14 protein-coding genes are annotated in these 14,035 nt (G+C 40.0%); 9 read left to right on the top strand and 5 right to left on the bottom strand.

Annotated elements, in window-relative coordinates:
* From AB9K32_RS02325 to AB9K32_RS02310, 4 genes are all read left to right on the top strand, one after another.
* Complete coding sequence (locus AB9K32_RS02325) at positions 1 to 1,008, top strand: 4-hydroxyproline epimerase (RefSeq protein WP_293293983.1); 1,008 nt, start codon at positions 1 to 3, stop codon at positions 1,006 to 1,008.
* A 12-nt stretch (positions 1,009 to 1,020) separates the two neighbouring features.
* Positions 1,021 to 2,739, top strand: a complete 1,719-nt coding sequence (locus AB9K32_RS02320) for a DUF885 family protein (protein ID WP_369884241.1) — start codon at positions 1,021 to 1,023, stop codon at positions 2,737 to 2,739.
* 160 nt (positions 2,740 to 2,899) lie between these two features.
* Entirely contained in the window at positions 2,900 to 3,745 is an 846-nt protein-coding gene (locus tag AB9K32_RS02315; protein WP_293293987.1) for a universal stress protein, read from the top strand.
* A gap of 5 nt (positions 3,746 to 3,750) precedes the next feature.
* Positions 3,751 to 4,611: a universal stress protein gene (locus tag AB9K32_RS02310; protein ID WP_338196425.1), complete on the top strand. Its 861-nt coding sequence runs from the start codon at positions 3,751 to 3,753 to the stop codon at positions 4,609 to 4,611.
* Between the two features lie 14 nt (positions 4,612 to 4,625).
* Here AB9K32_RS02310 and trxA read toward each other — a convergent pair whose 3' ends face one another.
* The gene (gene trxA / locus AB9K32_RS02305) at positions 4,626 to 4,925 is read right to left on the bottom strand and encodes a thioredoxin (RefSeq protein ID WP_252080491.1); all 300 of its coding nucleotides are present in this window, start codon (positions 4,923 to 4,925) and stop codon (positions 4,626 to 4,628) included.
* Positions 4,926 to 5,083: 158 nt separating this feature from the next.
* Between trxA and AB9K32_RS02300 the strand changes: the two genes are divergently transcribed.
* On the top strand, positions 5,084 to 5,845 hold the full coding sequence (locus tag AB9K32_RS02300; protein WP_369884240.1) for a DUF1080 domain-containing protein: 762 nt from the start codon (positions 5,084 to 5,086) through the stop codon (positions 5,843 to 5,845).
* A 133-nt stretch (positions 5,846 to 5,978) separates the two neighbouring features.
* Here the strand turns inward: AB9K32_RS02300 and AB9K32_RS02295 are convergent, their stop codons facing one another.
* From AB9K32_RS02295 to AB9K32_RS02280, 4 genes are read right to left on the bottom strand one after another with little or no spacing between them, the layout of a single operon-like run.
* Positions 5,979 to 8,375 carry a DUF2309 domain-containing protein gene (locus AB9K32_RS02295; protein WP_369884239.1) on the bottom strand — a complete coding sequence of 799 codons (2,397 nt, stop codon included), beginning with the start codon at positions 8,373 to 8,375 and terminating at the stop codon, positions 5,979 to 5,981.
* Positions 8,372 to 9,829, bottom strand: coding sequence for a proton-conducting transporter membrane subunit (locus tag AB9K32_RS02290; RefSeq protein ID WP_369884238.1), 1,458 nt, complete (start codon positions 9,827 to 9,829; stop codon positions 8,372 to 8,374). The genes AB9K32_RS02295 and AB9K32_RS02290 overlap by 4 nt, the downstream gene beginning before the upstream one ends.
* Before the next feature lie 22 nt (positions 9,830 to 9,851).
* A complete protein-coding gene (locus tag AB9K32_RS02285) occupies positions 9,852 to 10,052 on the bottom strand; it encodes a hypothetical protein (RefSeq protein WP_293293997.1) in 201 nt (66 codons plus the stop codon).
* 46 nt (positions 10,053 to 10,098) lie between these two features.
* Positions 10,099 to 10,407, bottom strand: a complete 309-nt coding sequence (locus AB9K32_RS02280) for a hypothetical protein (protein WP_224837496.1) — start codon at positions 10,405 to 10,407, stop codon at positions 10,099 to 10,101.
* Between the two features lie 96 nt (positions 10,408 to 10,503).
* On the opposite strand from AB9K32_RS02280, the gene AB9K32_RS02275 reads away from it, so the two are divergent.
* From AB9K32_RS02275 to AB9K32_RS02260, 4 genes are all read left to right on the top strand, one after another.
* On the top strand, positions 10,504 to 11,427 hold the full coding sequence (locus tag AB9K32_RS02275; protein ID WP_224837497.1) for a LysR family transcriptional regulator: 924 nt from the start codon (positions 10,504 to 10,506) through the stop codon (positions 11,425 to 11,427).
* Positions 11,428 to 11,937: 510 nt separating this feature from the next.
* A complete protein-coding gene (locus AB9K32_RS02270; RefSeq protein ID WP_369884237.1) occupies positions 11,938 to 12,153 on the top strand; it encodes a helix-turn-helix domain-containing protein in 216 nt (71 codons plus the stop codon).
* Positions 12,150 to 12,464 carry a HipA N-terminal domain-containing protein gene (locus tag AB9K32_RS02265; protein WP_247043446.1) on the top strand — a complete coding sequence of 105 codons (315 nt, stop codon included), beginning with the start codon at positions 12,150 to 12,152 and terminating at the stop codon, positions 12,462 to 12,464. The genes AB9K32_RS02270 and AB9K32_RS02265 overlap by 4 nt, the downstream gene beginning before the upstream one ends.
* Before the next feature lie 28 nt (positions 12,465 to 12,492).
* A complete protein-coding gene (locus AB9K32_RS02260; RefSeq protein ID WP_369884236.1) occupies positions 12,493 to 13,380 on the top strand; it encodes a HipA domain-containing protein in 888 nt (295 codons plus the stop codon).
* The last annotated feature ends 655 nt before the right edge of the window (positions 13,381 to 14,035 follow it).

Raw genomic sequence — 14,035 nt, 5'->3', positions numbered from 1 at the left:
GTGGCGAGAAAAACATTTTTTTGTGTAGATGCCCATACTTGCGGAAACCCGGTAAGGGTAGTTGCCGGTGGAGCCCCAAATTTACAGGGTAAGAACATGAGCGAGAAGCGGCAACATTTTTTAAAGGATTTCGATTGGATTCGAAGGGGGTTGATGTTCGAACCCCGTGGCCATGATATGATGAGTGGCAGTATCTTGCTCGAACCGCACGATCCGGCAAACGATTTTGCTATACTGTTTATTGAAACCTCCGGTTGTTTGCCCATGTGCGGGCACGGAACCATAGGCACCATTACCGTAGCCTTGGAAGAAGGGCTCATTGAACCTAAAGTTCCGGGAAAAATCCGAATGGAAGCACCGGCTGGTTTGGTGGAAATCGAATACAGGCAAACCGGAAAAAAAGTGGATTGGGTTCGTTTGGTCAATGTAAAATCGTACCTAGCGGAAGAAAACCTGACCGTAGAATGTCCTGAGCTTGGCGAGTTGATTTTTGATGTGGCCTACGGCGGAAATTATTATGCAATAGTAGATCCACAGAAAAACTTTGAAGGAGTACATAATTTTACCGCAGGTCAAATTATACATTTTTCCCAACTAGTAAGAAAGCGCATCAATGAGAAATATCCGAATATATTTATACATCCGGAAGATAGTACCATTAGGGATGTGAGCCATATGCTTTGGACCGGTGACCCCATAGACCCAACATCTTCTGGAAGAAATGCCGTTTTTTACGGGGATAAAGCAATCGATCGCTCCCCATGCGGCACAGGCACTTCGGCCCGTATGGCACAATTATATGCCAAGGGCAAGTTGAAGATTGGTGAACCTTATATCCACGAAAGTTTTATTGGTAGTAAGTTTGTTGGAATTGTAGAAAAGGAATCGGTCTTGGCGGATAAAAAAGCCATTATACCCAGTATTCAAGGTTGGGCGCAGGTTACAGGGTACAATACTATTGTTATCGATGATGATGATCCCTACGCACACGGGTTTCAAGTGATATAAAAATCAAGAGATATGGAAAACAAATCAATGCATTTTTTGGGAAATAGAACCATGTGGATGGTCGCACTTCTATTTTCGCTTCAAGCTATGGCACAGAATAGTGATTTGGCGGATAGGATCGATGAGTTTAGGGCAGATACCAGGGCATTGAACCATATCTACATCATGGAAGAATCCGAAGAGTATTATGAGCGCTTCAACAAATTTTATGATAATTGGCATAATCGATTGGAGAAAATGGATTTCTCCACTTTGAACCAACAGGAAAAAGTGGATTATATCCTTTTAAAAAACTCCGTGACCAAAGCGGACTATTTTCTTGACCAGGAATACAAAAAATATTTAGAAGTGGCACATGTGGTAGATTTTACTGCCCCATTGCTTTCTTTTATTCAAGCGAGACGAAGAGGAAAAAGGCCGGATGCCAAGAATTTGGCAAAAATCATGCAAGATGCGACCAAAGTTTTGGACAATGCAATGCGGCCATCAAACAGTAAACCTTTTAAAGATTGGCAAACTGCGGATAAAGCATCATCCATTGTAATTTCCTTTCAAAAAGGATTAAAAAATGCTTTTGATTTCTATTATAGGTACGACCCGGATTTTACATGGTGGGTGGATAGGCCCTATAACTTATTGTATGATAAATTGACGGTCTATGCGGAATTCCTAAAAGAAAATTATTCGAAGAATAGCATTAAGGACGATGGTAGTGGTATTGTGGGCAAACCTATTGGTATAGATGCACTGCAAGAAAGCTTGGAGATGGAGTTTATTCCTTACACGCCAGAGGAACTCATTAAAGTGGCCCAAACCAAATATGAATGGTGCAAGCAAGAAATGATCAAAGCCTCTCGAGAGTTGGGTTATGGAGATGATTGGAAAGCGGCGCTAGAGCATGTAAAAAACACCTATGTTCCCGAAGGAGAGCAGCCAGAGGCCATTATGGAACTTTATAAGCAATCGGTCGATTTTATTGAGGAGCGCGATTTAATCACATTGCCCGAACTGGCCAAAGAAACATGGGGAATGGAAATGATGAGCCCGGAAAGGCAAAAGGTAAGCCCTTTCTTTTTGGGGGGAAGGGATATCATCATATCATACCCAACGCAGGAAATGGACCATGATTACAAAATGATGAGCATGCGTGGCAATAATCCCAATTTCTCGAGAGCCGTTGTCCATCACGAGTTGTTGCCAGGGCATAACCTCCAGTATTTTATGACCAGTCGCCATAAACCTTATCGAAATGCATTTTACACTCCATTTTGGACCGAAGGATGGGCCTTGTATTGGGAAATAATTCTTTGGAACAAAGGGTTTCCTCAGACACCTGAACAAAAAATGGGGATGTTGTTCTGGAGAATTCACCGCTGTGCACGGATCATATTTTCGCTCAAGTTCCATATGGGGGAAATGACACCACAGGAATGTATCGATATGTTGGTGGATGAGGTTGGTCACGAATACGCCAATGCCGAAGGCGAAGTCCGACGTTCCTTTACCACCAGTTATCCACCCTTGTATCAATTGGCCTATATGATGGGAGGCCTGCAATTTTATGCCCTTCGAAATGAACTTTTGGCAGAAGGTTGGTCAGAGAAGGAATTCCACGACCGGGTGATGCACGAAGGCAGAATGCCCATCGAAATGTTAAGAAGCCTGTTATTGGATTTGCCATTAAATAAAAACCACAAAACCAGTTGGAAGTTTTCTACGGCATTCAATTAATGTGGAAATAGGTTTTCGGGTTGTATTTTTCAATTTGCACTTTTTATAGGTAAATGACTTTCGGATAAAACGCTGCGGGTTGTTGCATAGGCTTTGGGATTGACCAATATCATTTTATTGCACTTTATTGGGGGCTATCTTTGGGAAAAGCGAGGAACCCATGAAAACCATACTGATCCCTACCGATTTTTCTAAAAATGCACTGCATGCACTACAGTATGCCCAAGAGCTGTACAAATGTGAGCGCAGTTGTTTTTTTGTGCTGCATGCCTTTGCCGAAGAGGTATATGGAGAGTACAATACGGCAAACAAAGACGGAATTGATAAAATTAAAGAAGAGAAAAAGCAGGTCGTTGAGCGAAAACTGGATGAATTGATCGATTCTGTTATAGGGGAACCGCCCAACCCGCTGCATAATTTTGAAACTGTAGCCTGTTTTGATAACCTGGTCGATGGTGTCAATGATTTTGTGGATGAAATGAATATCGATTTGGTGATCATGGGAACCAAAGGGGAAACCAGTGATCATAAAACAACGTTCGGTAGTTATACCATAGAAATATTCAAGTATGTAAAATGTCCTGTTTTGGCCGTGCCAGAGGGTTTTGAATACAAACAACCAAAAGCGATTCTTTTCCCGACCGATTATTTACTGCCTTATAAACGTAGGGAACTTAAATTATTGGGAGACCTGGCCGGCAAGTTTAAATCCAAAGTGCATTGTTTGTACATCACCGATTTTGATGAGCTCAGTCCCCGACAAGCGGACAACAAGCTGTTCTTGGAAGAGACTCTCACTAAGCCCTATCTGTATTTTGAAACAGCCCCCATTAAAAACAAGGCAGAAGTTATACTCGAAAAAATAGCGGAAAAAGAGGCGGGCATGTTGGTTATGATGAATTCAAGACATTCTTTTTTTGAAGACATGCTGTATAGATCAACGGTGGACCTGCTCGGCTTAAAGATCAAGATACCGTTTATGGTAATGCAGAATTTAAAAAGATGAACAAGATGAAAAAGAAGCGGATTGTACTGCCAACGGATTTTTCCAAAAACTCTTGGAACGCCATAGCTTATGCTTTAAAAACCTTTAAGGGCGTTCCTTGCGATTTCTTTCTCCTTAACTCCTACCAAGTAGGTGCATCAGGACTGTCCACTAAAATGGCAGGGGCCAACGATACGCGATTGTATAACTTGATGAAAGAACAATCCGAACGTGAGCTCAACCAAGAGTTGAAAAAAATTCAGGAAATCGATACCGATCCAGAACATCGGTTTATTCTACGGTCAGTTGCCGGTACCTTGGTAAATGCCGTGGGAAAAACAGTTTACAAGGAAGAAATAGATTATGTGGTGATGGGAACCAAGGGGTCTTCAGGATTAAAGGAAGTATTTATGGGAAGTAACACCTACAAAGTGATCAAGGATATCGATTTTTGTCCCATAATTGCGGTTCCGGACGATTATCGACCTGATGGTAAAATGGATGCCATTCTCTTGGCCACCGGGTACGAGCACCTGTTCGAAAACTATGAACTGAAACCGGTTTTGAGCTTGGCAGAGCATTTCAATGCCAAATTATGGATTGCCCACGTAGGACGTATGGATAACCTAACGCCAGAACAAAAAGCCTCCAAATTGGCACTGGAAAAACGGTTGACAAATGTTGAATATGAATTTTTTGAGATTGAAAAAGAGGACTCCGTAAACCGAACCATACAAAAGGTCGTTGACATGGATAGGGCTCTGGACATGGTAGTAATGATCAATCAGGACCATACTTTTTTTGAGCGACTGACCCGTGAGCCTGTGATTAAAAAAGTAACCTTTAATACCACAGTGCCATTTTTGGTGATTCATTTATTTGAATAATGGATACGGTTTATTTATAAGAAGGACTTGGCAAGCTGAACCAGTTCTGCTTTTTGGAGTACTCCTGATTTCCTCCAGAGTTGTTTACCGTTTTTAAAGAAAATCAGGGTTGGAACCCCTCTTACCTGATACGTATTGGCCAGACTTTGATTTTTGTCCACATCGATCTTTACAATTTTTAGATCATCGCCCATTTCATCTTTTACCTGTTTTAAAATAGGAGCCAACATTTTACAGGGACCGCACCATTCGGCAGAAAAATCGATCAGTGTTAACTGCTCACTGTTGATCAATGTTGCAAAATTTCCTTTCATTGTTTTTAGAATTGATATCGCAAGGTATAAAAACCCCATTTTTTTCTAAGTGACCTAGGTCACCTTTGCTTTACCCATTATAGTGAAGGTCGGCAAAAGTGAGTAGATTACTTTTTCTATCTTTAAGCACAGCACATTTGAAAATTCTTTGAACCTTTATGAACAAGAAAATATTTGGAAGTATTCTGGTAGTGGTGATTCTATCCTGTAAGACAGAGAAAAAAGAGCAAGAAACCAACATATGGCGCACTAAAAAGGAAGCAATGGAAAATGCGGTTCACAATCAATTACTGGAAGTCGAAAAGGAGCAAGGGTGGGAATTGCTGTTCGATGGAGAGACCTTGGATGGATGGCATTTGTACAATGATCCAACGGCTGATTCGGTTTGGGAAGTAGAAGATGGGACATTGCATAGCAACACAAAGAACGAATCTTTATCCGCAGGCGATCTGGTTACCGATACATCATATTCGAACTATGAGCTTTTGTTGGAATGGAAGGTCGTCGGAAATGGAAACAGCGGTATTTTTATAAACGTACAGGAACTGCCAGATGTCCCCACGGCATGGCAGAGTGGTCCAGAATATCAAATTTTGGGTGCCGACCACATGGATTACGATGTTCCAGTTAAACGCCCCGGATGTCTGTATGCATTTTCACCACAACAAAATAAGGTAGAAGTAAAACAAGGAGACTGGAACAGGACAAGAATAAAACAAGTCGATGGCAAAATTGAGTTTTATTTGAACGGTATTCTTACAGCAGAGGAAGACTTGGGTTCGGACGAGTGGAGAGAAAAGATAAAAGGCACCCATTTATCCAAATATCCGGAATTCGGAAAAACTACCGAAGGCAAGATTTCTCTGCAATATTGGTATTTTGAGACTTGGTTCAGGAATATTAAAATTAGGGAGCTGTAGTTCGAAAGATTCCCCATTAAATTTATTTAACCTGGTTTTTCCAGCTAAGATAGGGCAAGAAAAAACCTGTAAACTTTCATTTACAGGTTTCACGTTCAAATCAAACTTGCTCCTACTTATTAAGAACAATCGGTTATGCCAGAACTTTTTCGGGCATGTTTTTTTCAAGCTCGGTTTTGCTTTTAGATGGTATAACTTTCTTTTTTGAGTTTGAGGACCACCCCAAGTTTTTTTGATAACTGTAGAAGGCTCCATTTTTTAAAGGGTCCATAACAATGATATAGATCCACTCGTTATCGATTAATGATTTTAGGTTGTTGTTTTGGTTAATAATCGCTCTTACCGTATCCAAAGGTGCCTGTATTACAACGGATAGTCGAAGGGGAGCGTGGAATGGGGTTTCCTTGGAAATGTATAGCGATTCCCACGGAAGACCTATTTTAAGATCGCCCCCATTCCCCTGGACCACTCCAAATTTACCTGTAATGTTGTGCGTTACCTTGGTTCCGCCACCAAATGTGTTGTTGTCCACTGTAGAAAAGTAGTAGTGGTTATTGATCCATTGGGTAACTACCATAGGACCTTGCATTATGGTTTCCAGTATTTTACCATCTTTGTCCGTTTTCCAATCATAGGAATGCAAAAAAGAACGCCCATCCAAGGACAAGTTTTGCGTAGTGGCCCTTGGTGCTATTATAAAGCTTGCATTTTTTGCCAATCCCCATTCTGGTCTGGTTTCGCCCCAGTTGCTCGCATTGATCTGGGCGCGATAAATACTTCCGGTGTTAATGCCCAGCCTTTCCTGGGTTGCTGTTTCTTGAATCTTGCGCAAGTCTTTCCGTAGTATACTTATCTGTTGTTTATGAGAATTCGGTATTGTGGAATCAAAAAGTACGATTTGATCCGTAGTGGTATTGTGTTCGCCCCCTACAAAGTAGGTTCTTTCAGGTATTTTAATCAGAAACTTGTCCTTCAGGATTTGCCGAACTTCGGGTTCATTGGCCAGCTTGGCAAGCAAACGGGCATTATGCCTTCCCGGACTAGCGGCACATGCACCACAATCCAGACTGGAACCATATGGGTTATTTGCTGAATGACTCCCATGTCCTATAAAAAGAATAAGCGGCGCAAATTGTTTCCATCCCATTAGTTCAAAGGCCGATTTAACCAGCATTGCTTTTTCCTCCGCTGAGATATTCAATTCTGATGATGAGTTACAACCTTTGTTTTCCAAATGTGGCTCACAAGCGGATTCGTAGGATGCCTCGTTGGTTTTGGACATGTTGTACATTGCTCCGGGCACCATTGTTTTTAAAAACATCTGCAGTCCATAGAAAAACCCGGAACCTTCGACAAAGCCAAAGCTCGAGGGCAACATGTTTTTCATTCTTTTTAGAAAATAGTTCCAAAACCTTTGCTTTTCAATTTGTAGATCCAGGGTTCTTCTCTGCTCATTCTTATTTTTTTGTGCCGATTCGGACACGGCATAGCTGGAATCTAAAATCGGTGGGCACGATTTATGGGATAGACCGTCTTTCGGATTCTCATAATCCATGGCAATGCCAAAGAACCCTGCGTATCCAAAGGTTTCGTAGTTTCCTGTGGACTCTACATGTCTTCGGATCATTTCCGAGCGAGTATCGATACAGAAAACAAATTGGGCGTCAGGGACACTTTTTCGGTTTGCTTCTTTTGCTGTCCAAGTGGAGGCTTTTTCTAGCTTCTGCATTAATCGTTTTTGCCAACTTTTTTCCCATGCTTTCAGCCAAATATATTTAAGTTGTTGTACCTCGGAATTGTCTTTGTCCTTTGTTGTTTTTGGGAGGATATCTACCTGTAGTAATTTTGCCGTCCATAGTCGCACGGCCAAGTAATCTTGAAGATGTATAGGGCAAGCATCTTGCCAGGCATGCGGCTGGAGGTTTCTGTGTTTAATGTAACCTGCCCAACCTGGTAATGCCGCTAAATGATGTGTAAAGATAGATTGTATTTCTTCATTTGTGCATCCCTCGGTAAGTTGTGATAGTGCCTGCTCGCTTAAAGATGGAATGCTGGCTAAAAATGGTTTGCCCGATTCGGCATCAAAAGGAACCAGCTGTCTCCATGCCATATAAAATCCACGATCCTTACCTGGCATTTCCCATTCGGCCAAACCTTCATCCAAAAAAGTTGATAGCCACTTAACCATAATTCTATCCAGCTGGTGGTTCTGATTTTTGATTTCCAATATTGATTCGCAACCCATTATTTCCAGGCAACCTGCCGGTGTAGTATTGAAACCATGTTCTTTTAAAAGTGGAACCAATTCGTTTTTTTTAATTTCTCCGTTATCCCATGCTTTGCGAAACATTGTTGCACTCGGATACACTTTGGCATCTAAAAGTGATTTTATTTTGTCCACCGCCTCGGAAAAGTTTAGATCTTGTAGGTCGTTCAAAGGATTGGATGTTACGAAAGAATACAGGGGCCAGGTATTACCAATAACCTTGGAAGCTTCCTCTATTTGATATATAAGGTTTGTGGATTTCATTGGATTTTGGATTTGTACATTAAAATGGTTCGGTTTTTCGGTTGTGAAAGGTTGAGCAATTTGACATATAACCACGGAATCTTGCGATAGAACCCCAACTTCATGAAGAAAAACCCAATGAGGAAAACTATGCCAAAAACAACTTGTGCGGGGGATAGGGGAGTGGGGGCGGCCACCAATGGCAAGTCCGACATTAGAGTGGTAACACCATTATAAAATAGGGAGTACGTCCCAATGCCCGAGATAAAAAGTAGGGGAGGCAATAAAATTTTCTGAATTCCGGATAGTGGACTCTGTTTCACGATATTGTAGGTCACCTGGCCTACCGTTATGGAAACTATCAGTATGAGGAAAATACTACTATCCAGTTGTACATTTTTCCCCGTAAACAAAACAAAGGTATATGCTCCAAGTACACTGGACAGCAGAACAACAGGAGCTTGGAACCATTTCATTCTGATTTTCGGACGGGTACTTGGTCTTGTTTTCTCAATCTCCTCTCCCGAAGCAAGAAAAAGGTATGCCTTATAAAACCCGTGCAGAATAAGGTGGGCTATTGCCGCATTAAAAAACCCGAGCCCACATTGCATGATCATAAAACCCATTTGGGCAATGGTAGAACATGCCAAACGTTGTTTAACATTAACCTGGATCAGCTTTGTAAATTGGGCTAGGATTGCCGTGAGGCCGCCTATGACCAGTAGGATCTCCAGTGTATTGGAAGCATATAATAATGGTGCGAACAAGGTTAACAATATTCCGGAGCCGTTTACAAATCCTGCGTGCATCAATGCAGATGCAGGCGTAGGGGCCGTCATAGCGGATAATAACCATTTATGGAATGGAAATAATGCGGATTGGATCAGTGCAGCAGTTATTATGCACAATGCGGAGATTATTTTTATAAAACCTGGTGTGGCACTAACTTGGGCAACCCATTCAGTTATCGTGATGGTATTGTTGTACGATGCAGGTAGAAGAAGGCCTATACTTAAAAAACCGGTCCCAATAACAAAATTACGTCGACTAAACCTTTTAGCTTCCCTTGCATCACCCCATTGGGATTGCATTCCGATTAACCTGGACATTATTGTTCCCATAAGTAGCCAAAACACAATAAATAGAATGAGATGGTCGGAGATTACGAAGAGCATCACCGTTATGGTAAAAGCAAGACCTAACCCCATGAATGTGTTTTTTTGGTCTTCATCCTTAAAGTAGGATAGCGCATACTTGCCAATAATGGCACTAAAAAATGTGAACGTAGTCCACAGTAAGGCTGTAAACCCGTTTATTCTAAAAATGCCGTACCATTTCCACTCTGGAATATCCGGATATAAAATTAAAATAGGGATGAGGTTGGCCAAAAAGGCCAACCAAAATAATATATGTATAGCTCCAGAAAAGTGCTTTTTTATGGAAGATGTTTTAGATGTACTGGTCAATGTAGTCATAGTCTCTGTGGCTCTTGATATATTATCCGTTATCTTGTTTTTTACCGGTAATGTTGCGGCGCACCCCACTTTGCAGATTGGCCAACAACACTACGGCAAGAATAAAGCTGCATAGGAGTATTTTATCCAGGAATAGAGATCCTTCTAAATAAGAAAGCGCTATAAACCCTAATAGTAGAAGGAGGCCCAATAGTGTTGTTGTGTTTTTTTTTGATAGTTCCATTGAAAATGAATTTTTATTGAACTTTTTGAATGTTGAAAAGAATGAGTCAATCTTCGAGCGATATTTGTAATATGCCATTTATGCTCAGGTTTTTACCTTGGCTCCTGGCTTCGGCTACAATTTTTTTAGCTATTTTCTTTTCTTCTACCAGCTCGTCTATCCGACTGTCCAACAAATTGGTTTTCCGATGATGGTCACCTTCCCAAATTTTTAATCTTTGGATTTTGTGAAAATTGATTTTTTCATTGATCAAAGAAGTAATCACGTCCGATGCTTCGGTCGGGGTGAATTTTCCATCCACCAGTTGGATGTTTTTTGTTTCGGTCAAGATCTTGGCGACTTGCTTTGTTTCCATGTGTATGTTGTTTTACTGTGATTTTGATTGCAAAGATTATCCATATTAATCATTAATTTTTATTTATATTTATAATAACAAGCATTAAAAATATTTATGAACTATACATTGCATCAACTTCAGATATTTCTTAAAATAACTGAATTACAGAGTATTACAAAGGCTTCTGAAGAGTTGCACTTAACCCAGCCAGCAGTGTCAATTCAGCTAAAAAATTTTCAGGATCAGTTTCCAATTCCATTGACCGAAGTGGTCGGACGACGACTTTTTATCACGGATTTTGGAAAGGAAATTGCCGTTGCTGCAGAAAAGATCGTTAATCAGGTCCAGGAGATTAATTACCGTACCATGGCCTATCAAGGTAAGTTATCGGGGCGGTTAAAAATATCCGTCGTATCCACTGGGAAGTACGTAATGCCATATTTTATGTCAGAGTTTATGAGCGAACATAACGGTATCGATCTAATTATGGATGTAACCAACAAGACCAAAGTAATCCGAAGTTTGGAACTGAACGAAGTGGATTTTGCGTTGGTGTCCGTTTTGCCCGAAAAACTGAATGTTGAGCGCGTTGAACTAATGCCGAACAAGTTATTTTATGTGAGCCATTATAAAAGGGAATTGCCCAAAAACCCTAGTAAAACAAAATTGTTCGAGAAAATCCCATTAATTTATCGAGAACCAGGTTCGGCTACCCGAAATGCCATGGAAAGCTTTGTGGCGAAAAACAGCTTTCGAGTAAACAAGAAATTAGAATTAACCTCTAACGAAGCTGTTAAACAGGCAGTTATATCTGGGTTGGGTTGTTCCATTATGCCATTGATCGGTATAAAAAATGAATTGTTGAACAAAGATTTAAAAATTGTTCATTTAAAAGGGCTTCCGATTACGACCACGTGGAATTTGATATGGTTAAAGTCCAAAAACCTTTCTCCGGCAGCCGTTGCCTTTTTAGATTATTTAGAAGTAAAAAAGAAAGAAATAATTAAGGAAAAGTTTAATTGGATCGATAATTTTTGAATGGTTCAAAACAAAAAAAGCCGCCTAAGCGGCAGCTTTTATCAGTGGAGCCGGAGGCACCAGAACCTACCTTTGGAATCCCTTTATTTATTGGGCTTTCGGGTCCATTTTAATTTTATGCTCACCGAATAGGTTACTTTATGATTAAACATTTGATTATCAATTAAATGTGATATAAGATGATCGAATTCATATGGTCTAAATGTTGGTTCTTTTAAATGCTGTCTATTTAAACAGTATAAATAATCTGTTCAATACTAAGCTTTGGCTGGAAGTGCGATTATACAGTGTTTCCCCTCTAGTCAATTTTTTCAAATAAGGATTTGGAAAGATGAGTATCTCGTAAAATTACTGTTTTAGCGGTAATATTTAGCCATTGCACTAGTTTAACTAGAGAACTTGATATTAATAGGTGATATTACTGCTATAACGGTAATTACAATCAAATTAATTGGTTTCAACAACTATTTAATTGATGAAATACGTATATTTACTGTTTAAACGGTAAAAATGTCGGATTTTAATTTAGGTTTGATGGTTAAAAACCATCGCAAGAAAGCAAGGCTGACACAGCTTGAACTGGCCAATTTGGCCGGTATAGGTAAGACAACCGTCTTTGATATCGAAAAAAATAAGGAGACTGTTGGTTGGAGCAACATCCTTGCCGTGCTCCAGGTATTGAACATAGAAGTGGAATTTAAAAGCCCATTGACTGAAAACGTATGAGAAAGGCAGTGGTATATACCCATGGAAAAAGGGCGGGTGTTTTAACGGAAATCTCTCCTCAGGAGTATATGTTTACATATGATGATGATTACAGTGGTCAGGCGATTTCATTGACCATGCCCGTTGATCAAAAGGAATTCAGTTTTAATGGGTTCCCTCCCTTTTTTGAAGGATTGTTGCCTGAAGGTATTATGTTGGAAGGACTACTTAAGATTTCCAAAATTGACCACAATGATTATTTCTCCCAATTAATGGCCACTGGTGCTGATTTGGTAGGTGCAGTAACCGTAAAACCTATGGAAGATGAATAGGTGTCCTATCACATATGAACCTTGCGGTATGGCAAAATATAGTGAGAAAGGTCTCAAAATGATTGCTGCCAAGTTGACCGGTTTAAATGATTTGCCCTATACAGCCTCGGAATTGAGGAGAGAGGCGGCAAACAGGGCAAAGAAATTATCCATACAGGGAGTACAGCCTAAATTAAGTGCGAATATTTCCGTGGTCGAACAAGAGTTTAAAGTAGTGGATCAATTCGGAACCTACATCATAAAACCCCAAAATGATATTTTTCCGGAATTACCGGAGAATGAGGACCTGACCATGCGGATGGCCAAGGTCCTTGGTATCAATGTGCCCTTTCATGGAATGGTTTATGGCAAGGATGGAAGTCTGTCCTATTTTATCAAGCGTTTTGACAGATATGGTAAAGGGAAAAAATATGCAACGGAAGATTTTGCTCAATTGACTGGAAATACCAGAGATACCAAGTATCGTTTTAGTATGGAGAAATTGGTACCCGTTATTGAGGAATTTTGTACGTTTCCTGTGGTTGAGAAAGTGGAATTCTTCAAGAGAATAGTTTTTTGTTTTGTGACTGGAAATGAGGATATGCACCTTAAAAACTTTTCCCTAATTACAAAGAATGGTAAAACGACGCTGGCACCTGCATACGATTTGTTGAACTCCTCCATTGCGATCAAAAACCCTGAAGAAGAGATTGCATTGACCCTGAAAGGAAAAAAAAGTAATTTAAAAGCATCGGACTTTACGGATTATTATGCGAAGGAGCGATTGCAATTGAACGAAAAAACTATAGAAACTATACTTCAGGACATGTTTAAGGCAAAACAGAAATGGAAGGATTTAATATCGATTTCTTTTCTTTCCGATGACATGAAAGAAAAGTATTCCAAAATACTTGAGCATCGGTTGAAGATGTTTTAACGATTCATTTATTGGTGTCTTAAGATCAAATCGATGTACTTTCGAATGAAGTGTTTGTTCCATATATACAACCTGATATTGTCATTTCATGATTGGATAATCGGATTTTTTCCGATTATGTATACTTTTTGTAACAACTGTATGGAGGGTGATAACAAGTGTACATCAGCAAGGATGTATTTAATGTAATGGACAATGAAGGTCGGTTTCCTTTTATCCCAAATTGCTGCTTTGTATCAATAACATCCACATGGCTTTTTTTGCGGTTTTTATTGCCATTGGGTTGATTTCAGTTCCAAAGATTTTTGTTCGAAGGACGTTTTCGGAGCTTTCCAAAGAATATCTTGGGGAAAGCCATAACAATCACATAGGTTACAGGTAAACCGATTTTATAGATTGTAACCTAATCACAGTTCTAATGTCCTATTTTGACAATCGTTCTATATTAAGTCCTATCATGCTTCATTTATCTATTTGTTTAAGAAGAACACCTGTCATTGACAGGCTGGCAGCTTTGGGCTCAACCCTATGGCTATTTTTCCCGATCGAAAATGTATTGTCTGGAACTTAAGTAGAGAACCGATAAGTCAATGTTTTAATGGTTACATCTGTTTTTAGAAGTATTGTTTTTGAAGAAGAGTCATAAAGTTTTAGG

The sequence above is a fragment of the Allomuricauda sp. XS_ASV26 genome, assembly GCF_041224615.1.
In the GTDB taxonomy this organism is placed as follows: domain Bacteria; phylum Bacteroidota; class Bacteroidia; order Flavobacteriales; family Flavobacteriaceae; genus Flagellimonas; species Flagellimonas alginolytica.
Note: the sequence above shows the minus strand (reverse complement) of the source record. Positions and strands in the feature narration are given on the sequence as shown.

Excerpts from the sequence above, each read along its gene's own strand:
- AB9K32_RS02285 (WP_293293997.1), bottom strand. The coding sequence starts at position 10,052 with ATGGAACTATCAAAAAAAAACACAACAACACTATTGGGCCTCCTTCTA.
- AB9K32_RS02270 (WP_369884237.1), top strand. The coding sequence starts at position 11,938 with ATGTCGGATTTTAATTTAGGTTTGATGGTTAAAAACCATCGCAAGAAA.
- AB9K32_RS02315 (WP_293293987.1), top strand. The coding sequence starts at position 2,900 with ATGAAAACCATACTGATCCCTACCGATTTTTCTAAAAATGCACTGCAT.
- AB9K32_RS02265 (WP_247043446.1), top strand. The coding sequence starts at position 12,150 with ATGAGAAAGGCAGTGGTATATACCCATGGAAAAAGGGCGGGTGTTTTA.
- AB9K32_RS02290 (WP_369884238.1), bottom strand. The coding sequence starts at position 9,829 with ATGACTACATTGACCAGTACATCTAAAACATCTTCCATAAAAAAGCAC.
- trxA (WP_252080491.1), bottom strand. The coding sequence starts at position 4,925 with ATGAAAGGAAATTTTGCAACATTGATCAACAGTGAGCAGTTAACACTG.
- AB9K32_RS02300 (WP_369884240.1), top strand. The coding sequence starts at position 5,084 with ATGAACAAGAAAATATTTGGAAGTATTCTGGTAGTGGTGATTCTATCC.
- AB9K32_RS02310 (WP_338196425.1), top strand. The coding sequence starts at position 3,751 with ATGAAAAAGAAGCGGATTGTACTGCCAACGGATTTTTCCAAAAACTCT.
- AB9K32_RS02260 (WP_369884236.1), top strand. The coding sequence starts at position 12,493 with ATGGCAAAATATAGTGAGAAAGGTCTCAAAATGATTGCTGCCAAGTTG.
- AB9K32_RS02275 (WP_224837497.1), top strand. The coding sequence starts at position 10,504 with ATGAACTATACATTGCATCAACTTCAGATATTTCTTAAAATAACTGAA.
- AB9K32_RS02295 (WP_369884239.1), bottom strand. The coding sequence starts at position 8,375 with ATGAAATCCACAAACCTTATATATCAAATAGAGGAAGCTTCCAAGGTT.
- AB9K32_RS02320 (WP_369884241.1), top strand. The coding sequence starts at position 1,021 with ATGGAAAACAAATCAATGCATTTTTTGGGAAATAGAACCATGTGGATG.
- AB9K32_RS02280 (WP_224837496.1), bottom strand. The coding sequence starts at position 10,407 with ATGGAAACAAAGCAAGTCGCCAAGATCTTGACCGAAACAAAAAACATC.